The organism is Rouxiella chamberiensis, from assembly GCF_026967475.1.
Taxonomy (GTDB): Bacteria; Pseudomonadota; Gammaproteobacteria; order Enterobacterales; family Enterobacteriaceae; genus Rouxiella; species Rouxiella chamberiensis.
The window spans coordinates 3,855,654-3,869,592 of the sequence record NZ_CP114058.1 but is presented as its reverse complement, the minus strand read 5'-3'; the positions used below and the strand labels follow the sequence as shown (position 1 = coordinate 3,869,592).

The window sequence follows — 13,939 nt, the reverse complement described above, 5'->3', positions numbered from 1 at the left end:
CGATATCTATGAACGCCATTGAAGCCATTGCCGCCTGGAGTCATCGACAAAACTCTTTCAGCCTGCAGGCGCGCGAACTGGCGCGGCTGGCGATAACCGATACGCTGGCCTGCCTCTACGCCGGACAACAGGATTTTTCGAGCCGCGCGGTGCGCAGGGCATTTTCGGAGTATCTCAATCCAGACGCCGGTGCGCGAGTGATTGGTGGCGGCAAAGCGCCTGCGGCAATTGCCGCCTTACTGAACGCCACGGCGGCGCACGCCATCGATTATGACGATAATTTCCAGCCGGGCATGAGTCACGCCTCGGCGGTACTGGTTCCGGCATTATTAGCCGTTGCCGATGAAATCAACGCCAGCGGCCACCAGCTAATTGATGCTTATTTGGTGGGTTTGCAGGCGCAGGCCTTTGTCGGCTGGGGCGTAGGTCCTTCACATTATACGGCGGGCTGGCACGGCACCTCGACGGTCGGCTGTATCGGCACCGCGGCGGGCGTCGCGCGGTTATTGGGGTTGGACTCGGCGGGAATGGCGCGGGCGTTAAGCAATGCGGTCAGTTTTGCCTCAGGTACAAAAGGGCAATTTGGCACGCCGATCAAACCGCTGCATGCGGGCTGGGCGGCGCGCAATGCCATTGATGCGGCGCGCTTTGCCGAGCAGGGAATGCAGGGGCGTATCGACATCCTCGAAGCCCCGCAGGGATTTTTAGAACTGTTCGGCGGGGAATCCCCGTCCGGATGGAACGCCGAACAGATTCTTGCGACCGAAAAACACGTCATAGAAACCGTCGGCGTGATGCCGAAACGCCATCCTTGCTGCGGCTCGACCCACATGATTATCGATGCGCTTTGCGATATCCGCGAGCAGCATGTCTTTGCCGATGAAGATGTGGTGAGTGTCGCAACGCTGGTTGGCATCGCCAATCAGCGCAATCTGGCGTATACCGTGCCGGAAGACGAGATGCAGGCCCGCTTTTCGATGCCATATTGTGTTGATACGCTGCTGCGTAACGGCGCGCTGGGCGTGAACGATTTTACGCCGCAGCGTGTCGCGGATCTCACCGATCCCGAACGATTGGCGCGGATCTCCATGCAGGCCTACAGCGCCGCACAGGAAAAAGACACGCCGCCGGGCGAGCGATTGCCGCACCGCGTTACCGTTACGCTAAAGGATGGACGGGTATTCGAAGCCGAGCGCACTCTGGCCAAAGGCAGCCTGATCGAGCCTTTTACTCCCGCCGAACGGCTGCAAAAATTTGTCGACTGCTGCGCTTCGCTTCGACACGCCGAGCCGTTGTTCGCCCAACTCGAACGGCTGGACGAGCAACAGGACATGACGTTTTTAACGGCGTTTTTTGCGGACTCACGCCAGCAATAGCCTGAGCGGAGAGCGCGCCGACGTCAAAACCTTCTTGCCGGACTGAACGGCTGCATATCGATGTGCGGTGTTTCGCCGGTCATCAGCGCGGCAAGCAGCTCACCGGTGGCTGGCCCGAGCGTAAAGCCCTGATGACCATGACCAAAGGCACACCACATGCCTTCTACGCCAGGCACTGCGCCAATCACGGGTTTCATGTCCGGCATGCACGGGCGCGCGCCCTTCCACGGCACAGCATCGACTCTGTCGCCGAGCGGCAGGAGGTCGCGCGCCACAGGTTCGGCATCTCGCAGCTGCGTCGGCGTTGACGGGCTATCCAAAAGCGCCAACTCCGCCCCTGTGGTGAGCCGCAAACCGTCTTTCATCGGCGCCACCAGATAACCACGCTCTTCATCCAGCACCCAGTGCGCGAGTTTTCTGTCGGGCAACGCCGCGTAATGCATGTGATAGCCGCGTTTGACGAACATCGGCGGAGCGAAACCAAAACGCTCGGTAAGCCGCGTGGTCCACGGGCCAAGCGCGATCACGACCTCTTTTGCCGTCACTGTTTCGCCACTTTGCGTGCGCACCTGCCAGCCTTCGGCCTGTTTTTCCAGCGAAAGCGCATCGCCCAGCCGCATCTCGCCGCCGCGTTGCGTAAATAGTGCTGCATAGGCCTGCACCAGTTCTCCGGGGCTGCGCAGCGTCCAGGGATCGGTCCAGTGTACCGCGCCTGCCAGCTGATCTTTTGCTATGCCGGGTTCCAGTGCGGCCAGTTCGGCGCGGTTAAGCTTACGGTGATTTACGCCGTTTTCGCGGTGCAGCAGGTCGGCCTCGGCAAAGGCGGCCGCCAGATTTTTTCACTGCGCATCAGCATCAGCCATCCCTGCTTCTTCACAAGCGATTCCGCCTGCGCCGCACGAATAAGCTCGGCGTGGGTATCGATCGACATCGCTATCATCGAGGCATAGTCTGCGGCGATCCTGGCATACGGCGCAGAAGCCGAGTGATTGAAATATCGCAACAAAGGGCCGGCAACGTGGCGCAGCGCCGCTGCGTGATACCGTACATCAAGACGACGATTGGTGGCCGCGCCCGCGATAACCGACAGGGCACGCGGAAAGGCATAGGGTCGCACCGCCTCGCGCTGGATGATGCCCGCATTGCCGAACGACGTTTCCAGACCGGCGGCCTGCCGGTCGAACAATACAACCGACCGCCCCCTGGCCTGCAAATGTAGCGCGCTGCTCACACCGACCATGCCCGCACCCAACACCAATACGTCGTATTTCATGTTTCGAGACTCCGAAAATTTAGGCGGGCACGCGGGCGATGACGGTGATTTCCATCGCCGCGTCGTCAACCATCATTCCTGCGCAGACCGTGGTTCTTACAGGCAGCGGCGCGGTAAACCAGCGGGCATACGCCTGATTGAACTCGGCGAAATAGGCTTTGTCCGTCAGGTAAACCGTACAGGAAATGACATCGCGCATTCTGATGCCATGCTCTTCCAGACGCGCCTTTACGCGCCCGAGCATGGTGTCGGTTTGTTGCGTGATGCTTGAAGCAAAGCTGCCGTCGGCTTCAAACGGCACTTCACCGGATAAATAGGCGATTCCGTCCACAATGCGGATCGGCGAAAAAGGCAGATTGGCGGGAATACTCATGGCATGGCTCCAAAGCTTAAAAGAGGGTGAGCGGCAGAGAAATTCCGCCGCTGGAAACACCAGACTAACCCTGACCTACCGGCAGATAGAAATCAGGCATGTCGGCAATCGGCCTGGCGCGTTTCAGCGCCGCAATGTCGGGCACCGGCCGTGCGGTCGACGGACTGCCTTTCAACTGCTCCTGCAACGCGTAGGCCATGCGCAGCAGCTGAACGTCACCGCCGCGCGGACCTATGATTTGCAGGCCGAACGGCATTCCGTACTGATCTACCCCGACCGGCAGCGAAACCGACGGCAGACCGGCAATCGTCGATGCATAGGCCAGCGCCAGCCAGTGATAATAGGTGCGCGTGGCCTGCCCGTTTATCTCCTTCGGATACAGCTCGGTCCACGGACGCGGGCTGATAGTGACCGAGGGCGACAGCATAAAGTCATAGTCGTCGAAGAAAAGTTGCCAGCGGCGGTAAATCTGCGTTTGCAGATCCAGTCCGCGCGCGATGTCCTGCGCCGTGTAGCGCAGCCCTTCTTCCACATTGAGCCGCACGTTTTCGCCGACCTGATTCGGATCTCGTTGATAAAGCTCGCGTGTACCGGTCAAGAACATCAGCGAACGAATTTTTTCAAAGGCTTCATCCGTGCCGCTACAGTCGGGTGTCGCGAATTCGGCACATTTGAATACCTGTTTGAAACGCCCCGTTTTTTCGATAAACGTCTCGGCGACGCCGGTTTCAGTGGGCGCGAAACCGAAATCGGTAGTGAGCGCGACGCGCTGGGCGGAGAGGTCCAGCGGCGCAATCGGCGTAAATTCGCGGGCGTGGCGCATCGTGCGTCCATGAACAGTATGCGCCAGCGGATCGCTTTTATCTTCGCCCATCATGACGGTAAACAGTGTTGCCACGTCTTCGACAGTACGCGCCATCGGCCCCAGCGTCGAGATTTGCAGCCACGCCGTGCCGCGTTTTTCGGCAGGGATGAGTCCTGCCGTCGGGCGAAAGCCGACCACGCCATTAAAGGCCGCCGGATTGCGCAGCGAACCGCCGGTATCGGAGCCGGTGGCTATCGGGAACATGCCGCTCGCCAATCCCGCCGCCGAACCACCGGACGACCCGGCCGCCGACTTGGTGGTATCAAAAGGATTGCCGGTCGTGCCGTACACCGGATTACGGGAATTTCCGCCCGCGCCCCATTCGGGCACATTGGTTTTTCCCAGCACATTGGCACCGGCTTCGCGCAGCACACGCACCAGCCGCTCGTCTTTTTCGGGCAGATAGTCCTTGCGCGACAGACTGCCGCAGCTGGTCGGCAGCCCGGCGGCATCAATCATGTCTTTCACGCCGAGCGGCAACCCGTGCAGCGGACCCAGGGTTTCGCCGCGCACCACGGCCTGCTCCTGCTGGCGTGCCTGCGCGCGGGCGGCGGCAAAATCGTGTGCCACTACCGCGTTGACGGCCGGATTCACCTCTTCGATGCGGCGAATGCAGCTTTCGGTCAGCTCGACCGGTGATATCTGTTTCTGTCCAATCAGGCTGCGGGCCTCTGTAGCCGACAGGTCGCATAGTTCGGTCATGGCCTCTCTCCTTGTCAAAAACGCGTTGTATCATTCAGGCGAAACCCGTCTCTCAGGCACGTTCCGCCTTAATTTGCTGGCTGGTCGGTGTACGCAGCGTCATGCTGATAACCACCGAAGATGCAGCCGCAATCATCAGGAAAATAAACGCGGCGGAATAGCTGTAATGCTGCACCAGCACGCCAATCACCAGCGGCGCGACAAAGCCTGCCGCCTGTCCACCAAAGTTGATCATGCCTATGCCCGTTCCCATCATTTTTTCCGCCAGAATTTTCGTCGGCAACGCAATGGCGACGGCAAACACAAAGGATTTAAAGAAATAGACGCAGGCCTGCGCCGCGATCACCGCTGAAATCGACTGCGCGCTGTACATGAAATAGAGGAAAAAGGCCGTCAGCGCGGCACTGACCATCAGCATGTATTTCTCTTTGCCGTCGAAAAACTTGATCATCACCCAGCCGCCCAGCATGGTTGCGATACCCGCCATCAGGTACGGAATGGGCAGCAGCACGCCGACCGCCTTGAGATTCAAGCCGCGTTCGGTCATCAGGTAAATCGGCATCCAGGTGTCGAGTCCCTTGTTAATCAGGCTCAGTCCAAACCACACGGCCGCCAGTTTCCACATCAGCGGCTTTCTCAACAGTTCGCGCAGGTCCGCACCGTTCATTCGCTGATGCACGGCGGTGCAGCTCTCTTTGCGGCGAACGGTCAGGCCATACACCAGCACAAAGGCGATCCCCAGTCCGCCAATCATCATGAACACATGACGCCAGCCGAAATGAATCAGCAGCGGCGCAATCAGCAAAGGCGCGAGCATGCTGCCGATGTAGTTGGAAGACATCAGGAAGGAAGAGACTTTGGGTTTATCTTCAAGGCTGAAGTTTTCCGTCACGCCCTTGACCGACGCCGACGGAAAAATGCCTTCACCCACGCCAAACAGCAGGCGGATAACCAGCAGCGCGCCGAGCGACCACGCCATGCCGGTAAACAGGGTGAACAGCGACCAGCAGCCAATACCGATCATGATGATCGCCTTGGATCCAAAACGGTCTGCCAACCATCCGCCCGGCAGCTGCATCAGCCAGAATCCAAAGTAAAAAATACTTAATACCAGGCCGATTTCGGTAGGCGAGAGGTTGAGCTCTCTGGCAATCACCGGTGAACCCAGACTGAGCACAACCCTATCAACAAAGGCGATACACCAGGCGGTGTACAGCAGCCCAAGCACCCAGTATTTGTTGTCTTTTGCGGCCTTGCCAATAATCGCGTCTACCATGTTCATTTTCTCCGCTGAGGATGAAAGAAGAACCCGTTTTTATAATTTCAAAGTCGACCTAAAGGTGCTGCATGATTTTTATGTTGAAACGGCCTGTGGATGGCTAATTGCATCCTATCCAGCGCTCAGACATACTTCCAGTTCAACTTTTTGAAGACTTCATTGCCGAAACGGCAAACTTTGAGGACTGGACATGAGCGCACGCATTCTTCAGGACACGGCCATTCGCTATTTTCTTGAGGTAGTTCGCTGCGGGTCCATCAGCGAGGCAGCGGTACGCCTGAATGTGGCGGGCTCGGCGATCAGTCGTCAAATCAGCGGCCTTGAGGCCAGCCTGAATACGCAATTATTCGAACGCCGCAAGCGCGGCATGATCCCCAGTGCCGCGGGCGAGTTACTGGCCGCCTATGCCTTTAAAAATCAGCTGGAAACGGAGCGCGTCAGCAATGAGATCATCGAATTGCAGGGGATGCGCCGTGGAGAAGTGCGCATAGCCAGCACCACCGGGTTTTCCATCGACTTTCTGCCGCGGGCAATAGGCGAATTTCGCGAGCGCTACAGCGGCATTCATTTTCATCTCGACGTCGTCAATGCCAGAGAAGTCACCCGCCATCTGCTTGAGGGTGAAACGGACATTGGCCTGACATTCAGCCAGACGCCCGAACCCAACATCAACGTGCAGTGCCGACGCAGCGCACCGATTTTTGCAGTGATGAATCAGTCTCATCCGCTGGCGGAAAGACAAAGTCTGCGGCTCTCGCAGCTGGCAGGGTATTCGCTCGGCATGCCGACGCGCGAAATCATGATGCGCAGCGTTATCGATGCCTGCTGTAGCCGTCAGGGTCTAATGATTGAACCTACCTTCACCACCACGTCGATGATTTCGCTGCTTTCTTTTGCGAGCATGAATGGTGGAATCATCTTCTCGACCGAATTACTGGTGCGTCACTATCTTCAGACCTATAACCTGCGGGCCATTCCCATCTCCGACCGCGACATGAACTCGCTGAACATGGAATTGCACACGCTGGCAGGCCGTACTTTGCCCAGGGCGGTGTCCAGTTTTGTCGAACTCCTGCAACAACGCCTGCGTTCCGAATCCTCCTAATCGCCCCGCCTGCACTGGCGTCACCCCTTGTGGCTGCTAGGCTTAAGACAGTCCTGCTTTTTGTAGGGTCTTTGTTGAATAAACAATCACACGCAAAAGAAAAGGAGCATGTCGTGACGTATAAAAAGCTATCGCGCTTTCAGCGCTGGAAAATAATCAGTTAAAACAAGTAGAAATCGGTGAAACTAACGTTGTGCTGGTGCGTCGGGGCGACAGCGTGCATGCGTATCAGGCAAATTGTCCGCATGCAGGTGCGCCCCTTGCCGAGGGAGCCATTTGCGAAGGCAAGCTGGTTTGCCCGTGGCACAAAGCGGTCTTTGATTTGGCAGATGGCAGTCTGGATCAACCGCCTGCATTGGAAAGTCTCAAACAGTATGCCGTGAAGATTGAACAGGGTCAGGTGCAGGTGAATGTCGACGATGTCAGCCAGCATACCCACCTCGACGCCGGTGAGGAAAGCGAGCAAATTGTGATTCTCGGCTCCGGCGCGGCTGGCAGTGCGGCACTCGGCACGCTCGAAGAGAGCGGCTATCACGGCCGTATCGTCGTTATCGATCAGGAAAAATCAGCGCCCTACGACCGCACGGCGCTCACCAAATTCGTGCCGAATGGCAGCATGGACGTCAGCGACGTGCCGACACTGCTTGAAGACAACGCCTTCGAGCAAAAAAATGTGCAGCGCATCGTGAGTAAAGTGACGCAAATCGACAGCAAGAACAGAAAGCTGCGTCTGGCCAATCAACAGACTATCTCGTTTAAAAAATTGCTGATTGCGACAGGTGGCGCGCCGACGCGACCTGACTTGCCGGGCAGCGAACTCAGCGGCATTCACGTATTGCGTAATTTGCAGCAGGAAAAAACGCTGCTCTGCGCCGTCGATCAGCTTAAACAGCTGGTCATTGTCGGCAACAGTTTCATCGGCATGGAGATGGCGGCGGCGCTGCGCAAACGCGGCATAGACATTAAAGTCATTGCGCCTCATCCCCTGCCTTTCGAGGCGCAGTTCGGCGAGAAGATTGCCCGCTATTTTCGCGCCTTGCATGAACAGAACGGCGTGGAGTTCATCGACGGTGAAGTCGCCGGTTTCAAGGGCGGTCGTCGTGTTGAATCGGTCGAACTGAAAGACGGCACTCGTGTGAAAACCGACGTGGTGCTGCTGGCAACCGGCGTACATCCTGTCACATCGTTCGTGCACGACTTGACGCTTAACGACGACGGCAGCGTAAAAGTGGATGAATATTTGCAGGCCGCCGAAGATATCTATGCGGTAGGCGATATCGCCAGTTTCCCACTCGACGGCAAACCGACGCGCATCGAGCACTGGCGCGTGGCGCAGCAACAGGGACGCACTGCCGCCAAGAATATGATTGGCGAGAAAGAGGTCTATGACCGTGTTCCGTTCTTCTGGACTCAGCAGTTCGGCACCCGTTTCGAGCATCTCGGCCATCCCGATAAATGGGATAAAGTGGACATCATCGGCTCACTCGAAGACCAAAACTTTGTCGCGCTCTATGGCCTTGAAAATCATCTGGTGGGGGTCTTTGCAACCGGCCGCGTCCGCACCACTGGCAAACTGCTGCTGGAGATGCAGCACGACCTGACGCTTAAACAGGCGCAGCAAGTGGTGAATGAAACGCAGGAAGGCTAGGTCGCCGACAGCGCGCTGGCTTTAGCCACGTCGTGCAGGCAATGCCCTATCAGCGAATGCAGAGGGGATTGCCTGTTGGCGTGGCGCATCACCACGATGAGTTCACGATAAAACGTCATGTCGCCAAGAGAAATGACCCGCAACTTCGCCTGCCGCTCGCGCCAAAGCCCGGCCAGCGGCACCAGCGCCACCCCCAATCCGCTCTCTACCATCTTAACGATGGCGTCGATTTCGTCGATTTCCAGCGCCACGCGCGGTTCCAACCGGTGTTGGCGCAGAAACTGCGTCACCATTCTGCCGCCGAAAGATGTGCGATCGTAGCGAATAAACGGCTTGTCGCGGAGCAGCGCCAGCGGTTCCTGCTCTGTCATGTCGGCGGGCACAATCAACACAAACGGCTCGCGAGCCAGCGTTTCGCTGTGCAAATCCTTGGCGAGCGGAAAGCCGGGTTTGATAACAATCGCCAAATCGATATTGCCGGCATCGACCTGCGTCAGCAGATCAAACGACACACCCGGCAGCAGCTTGGTTTCCAGCGCAGGCGCGCTCTCGTGCAGTTTGACCAGCACCTGGGGCAGCAGCCCCGTCTGGAACGTGGAGATAGCGCCAATCTTGATGACCCCGCGAAAATCTCCGGGGTTGTCGGGCCGTGACATGCTGGCAAAAATCTCGAGAATTTGCTGCGCCATCGGCAAAATCCGGCTGCCCGCGGCGTTTAATATTGCCGTGCGGCCGGTTCTGTCGAACAGCGTTACACCCAGATTCTCTTCCAGACCGCGAATTTGCGCGCTTACGGCCGACTGTGTCAATCCAATGCGCTGCCCCGCCGCCGCAAAGGTGCCGTCCTGCGTCACTGCGATAAAGGTTTTTAGCTCGCGTAACATCGTTGCCCCATTCATCTGTTTTTTTGATGATTCACAATAATATTAATTGTTTTTAATTAAAAATATTATCGATAAGAATAGGTCATCACCATGTCATCCTCACCCATCATCCCGCGTCGTTGAACAGACTTCGGGAAAGGAGAATTCAATGGCTTTAAGCCCGTTTCATCTGGCAATTCCGGTTTATGACCTCGCGGCCTGTCGTGCTTTTTACGGCAACACCTTTGGCCTGTCCGAAGGACGCTCCAGCGCGCAATGGGTCGACTTTGATTTTTACGGCCATCAGCTGGTTATTCATGAACACCCTAAAACGGTGACGCAGGCGTCGGCGCACACCAATCCCGTGGACGGACATGACGTGCCGGTGCCTCATTTTGGTATCGTGCTGAGTTGGGAAGAGTGGGAGGCGCTCGCGGCGCGTTTGAAGTCTTTCGACACTAAATTTGTTATCGAACCCTATATTCGTTTCCAGGGTCAGGTGGGTGAACAGGCGACCATGTTCCTGCTGGACCCCTGCGGAAATGCCCTTGAATTCAAGGCATTCAAGGACATGAGTCAGCTGTTCGCAAAATAATGCGCCGAAGATAAGCCGGATCTAACGGCGGGTTGCCAATGTGCGTGGCCCGCCCTTCTTTTATCAGCGATCGTCTTCGTGAATTGACGACGGATGGCGACATAACGGCGTCACCTGAATTTCCATATACGGGTAAAGCGGCAGGCCCGACAGCAGGTTGTGCAACTCGCTGTTGCTCTCGACGTCAAAAATACTGACGTTGGCATAACTCCCGGCCACGCGCCAGACATGACGCCATTTCCCCGCCGCCTGCAACTCCTGCGCATATTTTTTCTCACGCAGCTTAATCTCGCTGGCATGCTCTTCCGTCATCGTCGCAGGCAGTTTTACCGTCATTTCAACTTTGAACAACATTATGATTTTCCTCTTGATTGCCCGCACAACACGCCCGCTGCGCGGCAGCGTCGTTTAATCTTAGTCCACCTGCCCACGGCACTGGACATATAAATGTGCGGTACTGAGAAAATAACTGGCTCTATCAAAACCCCATAGCAAAAAACCCGCGAGCCAGAAGCCGCACTGTTTACAAATCAGCCAATTCGCCTACAATGACTATAATTCTGTACTTTATAATGTACTTTTTATTTTACCAAGGTTGCCATTGTGAATCGAATTTTGACCGAATTTACTGTTAACGTTACCGAACTACGCAAAAACCCCGTTTCCTATTTCCATGCCGATCAACCGGTTGCCGTCCTTTCCAATAACAGAACGGCCGGATATATGGTGAGTGCCGCTTTGTTTGAACAGCTAATCGATTTGATTTCTGCTCAGCAGGCTGGTCGAGCCATTACAGCCAAATTCAAACCTTCCGCTCATCGGCTCGAAGAAATCACACAGCATGCAGACGCTATTCTTGAGAATCTTTCAGGTAAAGATGTCAGCGATTTCGAGGAGTTCGAACCTTGAGCCCAAGGGTTTTTACATCAAAAGCCCTAAGACAGCAGTTAAAGCAGGAAGAATTGGCAAATCTTGTCGGGGATTTTAAATCTTACAAAGCGAGCGGATTTCCACCGGAGACGTTTGGCAGGGATGCGCCGTATGATGATGAAAGAACATGGCCTTTAGTGCGGCAAGAGGAGGTTTCACATATACACCTCGCCGATGCATCTACTGTCTGGCACAGGAATATCTTGCAGTATCGCCGTACGAGCAATAAAAGCCATCTGGTTTACTGCAAGGGCAGTATGCACAACGATGTTTTTCTTCTCATTATCCTGCTGCAACCCGATGCCCATAAAATGCATAGAGATCCTCGGCATATGGAAAAGATTGGGCTTATGGCGCAGGCGTTCAGGAATCGATTCTAGCGGGCTTCAGTTGCTCGAAACCCCCATAGCAAAAAACCCGCGAGCCAGAAGCTTGCGGGTTTTTCTAAATGTGGTCGGCGAGAGAGGATTCGAACCTCCGACCCACTGGTCCCAAACCAGTTGCGCTACCAAGCTGCGCTACTCGCCGAATTGGGCCGCATCTTACTGCTGCCGGTGGTAGGCGTCAATCCCTTTTATGTCCGCTGCACCAACTGCTTATAAAACACACGAACCCTGCCCAATTCGGTGAATTAAGCGACTATAGGGCTTTTGGGGCCAGAGGATCGGCGCACCAGTTATTCGCCTGATTAATGCCGCCATTCGGCGAACGATAACCCAGACAGCCTAAAATCGAGTCGAACAGTTCGACGTGACGATGCGGTGTCTCTTTGCCCTGCTGCGCCTTGAGCAGCTCGAATGCGCGCTGATGGTCAGGCTGGGTCAGGAAGCTGTCGGAGGCCCAGACAATCATCGGCACGCGGAACTGCTCCGGCGGTGCCATTTCGCGCGGCGTGCCGTGAAGGTGCGAGTTCTCGCCAATGGATTCGCCGTGATCCGAGGCATAAAACACCAGCGCCTTTTTGTCGCGCAGTTGGTCTATCACGCGGCTGATAAAGGTATCGGTATATAACACGCTGTTATCAAAGGCATTAATAAGCTGCGCCGCACTGCACGACTCGTCTACACCCATGCATTCCGGCGTGAAACGGGCAAAGCTGCGCGGATAACGTTGCGAATAGAGATAATGCGAACCTTTGGTATGCAGCACGACCAGATGCTTGCCTTTCGGGAAACGCTTCAGCGATTCCTGCAACTCGCCAACCAGTAGCATGTCATCGACCGACTTGCCGTCATTGCGTTTTTCAGAAGCAATCAGCTCGCGAAACGAGTAATTATTGGTGTTGGCATTGTTGTAAAACCACACCTCGCTCTGCATGGCAAAGAGTTCCGAGCTAAAGCCCAGTTCGCGCAGGACGGAGAAAATATTCTGCTCTTTCAGTGTTCTCTGCGCGTTGTCTGCCGTTCCGCCCTCGCGAACAAACATGCAGCGCAGCGAAAGTTTGGTGGCGGTATCGCAGGACGTGCCCTTGAAAGCCACCAGATTTTTCTCTTTCGCAAGCATGGGAGTCGTGTCGCGGTGATAGCCCAGCAACCCCATGTGATCCCAGCGGGTGGTTTCGCCGATGATAAACACGACGTAGGTATCATCGATGTCTTCCGGCGGCAGGTAGGTAAAGGCTTTCGCGGGATCGAAGAAATCTTTGGCGTCGCGGTTTTCATCGACCTGCGTGTAGGCAAATAACCCGAGCGCAGCCAACCAGTTGGAGGGCAGATAAGAGTGCGCGACGACTCCGCCATAACTTGGCATGTCCACATTGCTCAGCTTTTCGGTGGCTTTTTGTTCTTTGTCCATCACGCGAAGCGGCAGCCAGACCAGCAAACCGGCGAGAACCAGCACCAGCAGCGGTTTGATACGCTGACCCGGCGTTTTCATCTGCTCGAGCAGCGTATGGCGCAGGTTATTGCGAAAGATAAACCACAGCGGCAGCGCGCTGACCACCAGCATCCACACCACAAACTTGAAGCCGATAACCTCTTTGCTCAGGTCGATATCGGTTGTCATGACCGACATGACGATGCCGTAGCCTATCACCACGTTGAAGTAGGTCATGTAATAGCTGGCGGCCACGGATATCAGCACCAGCAGGCTTGCCACGATGCGGGAAAACGTTTTACCACCAAACGACAGCAGGCGCAGCACAAAGAAGGTAAACAGGACCGTAGTGCTGATTTCTATTGCCGCGGCGGTCCATTGTGCGGCGTGAAATGACTCGGTGAGAGAGGCAAAACGACGGACGAATACCGAGAGATTTAAAAAAATACCTATGTAAATCGCTAACAATAAACAGATTTTTTGCTGCGAAAGAGTCTTCACTCTAATCATGTAAGATTTTTTTCCAGAACTTTTGAAATATTTGGAATCATTGTGACACGATTAAAGCGCCAGAGTTTACATAATCTAGTGGGGGATGCTCCTAAAACGACAAACGGGAAGCCGAAGCCTCCCGTGTGCATGACGATATTTACACGTTAGGAAATTATTTAACGTTAAGCGTCACATCGATGTTGCCGCGCGTGGCGTTGGAGTAAGGGCACACCTGATGCGCTTTCTCGACCAGCGCTTCGGCTACGTCGCGTTCGATGCCTGGCAGTGAGATATCCAGTTGTACTTCAATGCCGAATCCTCCCGGGATTTCGCCAATGCCGACTGCGCCTTCGATTTTGGCATCAGCCGGGATACGCACTTTTTCCAGTGAAGCCACGTGTTTCAACGCGCCCAGGAAGCAGGCCGAGTATCCAGCGGCAAAAAGTTGTTCCGGGTTGGTCACGTCACCGCCCAGACCGCCCATCTCTTTTGGCAGACCCAGTTTAACGTCCAGCACGCCGTCAGAAGAGGTCGCACGACCGTCACGACCGCCGGTCGCTGAAGCATGGGCACGATAAACAACTTTTTCGATAGACATGATGTATTCCTTTAAAGTCTGAAAG

The 13,939-nt window shown here is 55.6% G+C and carries 15 protein-coding genes and 1 tRNA gene; 6 read left to right on the top strand and 10 right to left on the bottom strand.

The window, feature by feature from the left end:
- Window positions 1–8: 8 nt before the first annotated feature.
- The gene (locus O1V66_RS18005; protein ID WP_045048766.1) at window positions 9–1,376 is read left to right on the top strand and encodes an MmgE/PrpD family protein; all 1,368 of its coding nucleotides are present in this window, start codon (window positions 9–11) and stop codon (window positions 1,374–1,376) included.
- A gap of 23 nt (window positions 1,377–1,399) precedes the next feature.
- Here the strand turns inward: O1V66_RS18005 and O1V66_RS18000 are convergent, their stop codons facing one another.
- The 5 genes from O1V66_RS18000 to O1V66_RS17980 form a co-directional block, all read right to left on the bottom strand.
- Complete coding sequence (locus O1V66_RS18000; RefSeq protein ID WP_330873496.1) at window positions 1,400–2,179, bottom strand: NAD(P)/FAD-dependent oxidoreductase; 780 nt, start codon at window positions 2,177–2,179, stop codon at window positions 1,400–1,402.
- Window positions 2,158–2,649 (bottom strand): FAD-dependent oxidoreductase, encoded by a 492-nt coding sequence (locus O1V66_RS17995; RefSeq protein WP_269127944.1) that lies wholly within the window; start codon window positions 2,647–2,649, stop codon window positions 2,158–2,160. Before O1V66_RS17995 ends, O1V66_RS18000 begins: the two co-directional genes overlap by 22 nt.
- A gap of 19 nt (window positions 2,650–2,668) precedes the next feature.
- Window positions 2,669–3,022 (bottom strand): RidA family protein, encoded by a 354-nt coding sequence (locus O1V66_RS17990; protein WP_045048768.1) that lies wholly within the window; start codon window positions 3,020–3,022, stop codon window positions 2,669–2,671.
- 64 nt (window positions 3,023–3,086) lie between these two features.
- Window positions 3,087–4,589: an amidase gene (locus tag O1V66_RS17985; RefSeq protein ID WP_045048769.1), complete on the bottom strand. Its 1,503-nt coding sequence runs from the start codon at window positions 4,587–4,589 to the stop codon at window positions 3,087–3,089.
- 52 nt (window positions 4,590–4,641) lie between these two features.
- Window positions 4,642–5,871 (bottom strand): MFS transporter, encoded by a 1,230-nt coding sequence (locus O1V66_RS17980; protein WP_330873422.1) that lies wholly within the window; start codon window positions 5,869–5,871, stop codon window positions 4,642–4,644.
- 187 nt (window positions 5,872–6,058) lie between these two features.
- Between O1V66_RS17980 and O1V66_RS17975 the strand changes: the two genes are divergently transcribed.
- Both O1V66_RS17975 and O1V66_RS17970 read left to right on the top strand, forming a co-directional pair.
- Entirely contained in the window at window positions 6,059–6,973 is a 915-nt protein-coding gene (locus O1V66_RS17975; protein WP_045048770.1) for a LysR family transcriptional regulator, read from the top strand.
- A gap of 130 nt (window positions 6,974–7,103) precedes the next feature.
- Window positions 7,104–8,621 (top strand): FAD-dependent oxidoreductase, encoded by a 1,518-nt coding sequence (locus tag O1V66_RS17970; RefSeq protein ID WP_269128364.1) that lies wholly within the window; start codon window positions 7,104–7,106, stop codon window positions 8,619–8,621.
- On the opposite strand, the gene O1V66_RS17965 is transcribed toward O1V66_RS17970, so the two are convergent.
- Window positions 8,618–9,505 carry a LysR family transcriptional regulator gene (locus tag O1V66_RS17965; protein WP_045048772.1) on the bottom strand — a complete coding sequence of 296 codons (888 nt, stop codon included), beginning with the start codon at window positions 9,503–9,505 and terminating at the stop codon, window positions 8,618–8,620. The genes O1V66_RS17970 and O1V66_RS17965 overlap by 4 nt on opposite strands.
- A gap of 148 nt (window positions 9,506–9,653) precedes the next feature.
- Between O1V66_RS17965 and O1V66_RS17960 the strand changes: the two genes are divergently transcribed.
- On the top strand, window positions 9,654–10,079 hold the full coding sequence (locus O1V66_RS17960) for a VOC family protein (RefSeq protein ID WP_045048773.1): 426 nt from the start codon (window positions 9,654–9,656) through the stop codon (window positions 10,077–10,079).
- Window positions 10,080–10,142: 63 nt separating this feature from the next.
- Here the strand turns inward: O1V66_RS17960 and catC are convergent, their stop codons facing one another.
- Window positions 10,143–10,433: a muconolactone Delta-isomerase gene (gene catC, locus O1V66_RS17955; RefSeq protein WP_045048774.1), complete on the bottom strand. Its 291-nt coding sequence runs from the start codon at window positions 10,431–10,433 to the stop codon at window positions 10,143–10,145.
- A gap of 249 nt (window positions 10,434–10,682) precedes the next feature.
- On the opposite strand from catC, the gene yafN reads away from it, so the two are divergent.
- Window positions 10,683–10,988, top strand: a complete 306-nt coding sequence (yafN, locus tag O1V66_RS17950; RefSeq protein WP_045048775.1) for a type I toxin-antitoxin system antitoxin YafN — start codon at window positions 10,683–10,685, stop codon at window positions 10,986–10,988.
- On the top strand, window positions 10,985–11,389 hold the full coding sequence (locus O1V66_RS17945) for a type II toxin-antitoxin system YafO family toxin (RefSeq protein ID WP_045048776.1): 405 nt from the start codon (window positions 10,985–10,987) through the stop codon (window positions 11,387–11,389). The genes yafN and O1V66_RS17945 overlap by 4 nt, the downstream gene beginning before the upstream one ends.
- A 71-nt stretch (window positions 11,390–11,460) precedes the next feature.
- Here O1V66_RS17945 and O1V66_RS17940 read toward each other — a convergent pair.
- From O1V66_RS17940 to O1V66_RS17930, 3 genes are all read right to left on the bottom strand, one after another.
- A tRNA-Pro gene (locus tag O1V66_RS17940) sits at window positions 11,461–11,537 on the bottom strand.
- 111 nt (window positions 11,538–11,648) lie between these two features.
- Complete coding sequence (gene eptB, locus O1V66_RS17935) at window positions 11,649–13,334, bottom strand: kdo(2)-lipid A phosphoethanolamine 7''-transferase (protein WP_045048777.1); 1,686 nt, start codon at window positions 13,332–13,334, stop codon at window positions 11,649–11,651.
- Window positions 13,335–13,488: 154 nt separating this feature from the next.
- Window positions 13,489–13,914, bottom strand: a complete 426-nt coding sequence (locus O1V66_RS17930; RefSeq protein WP_045048778.1) for an organic hydroperoxide resistance protein — start codon at window positions 13,912–13,914, stop codon at window positions 13,489–13,491.
- Between the last annotated feature and the right edge of the window lie 25 nt (window positions 13,915–13,939).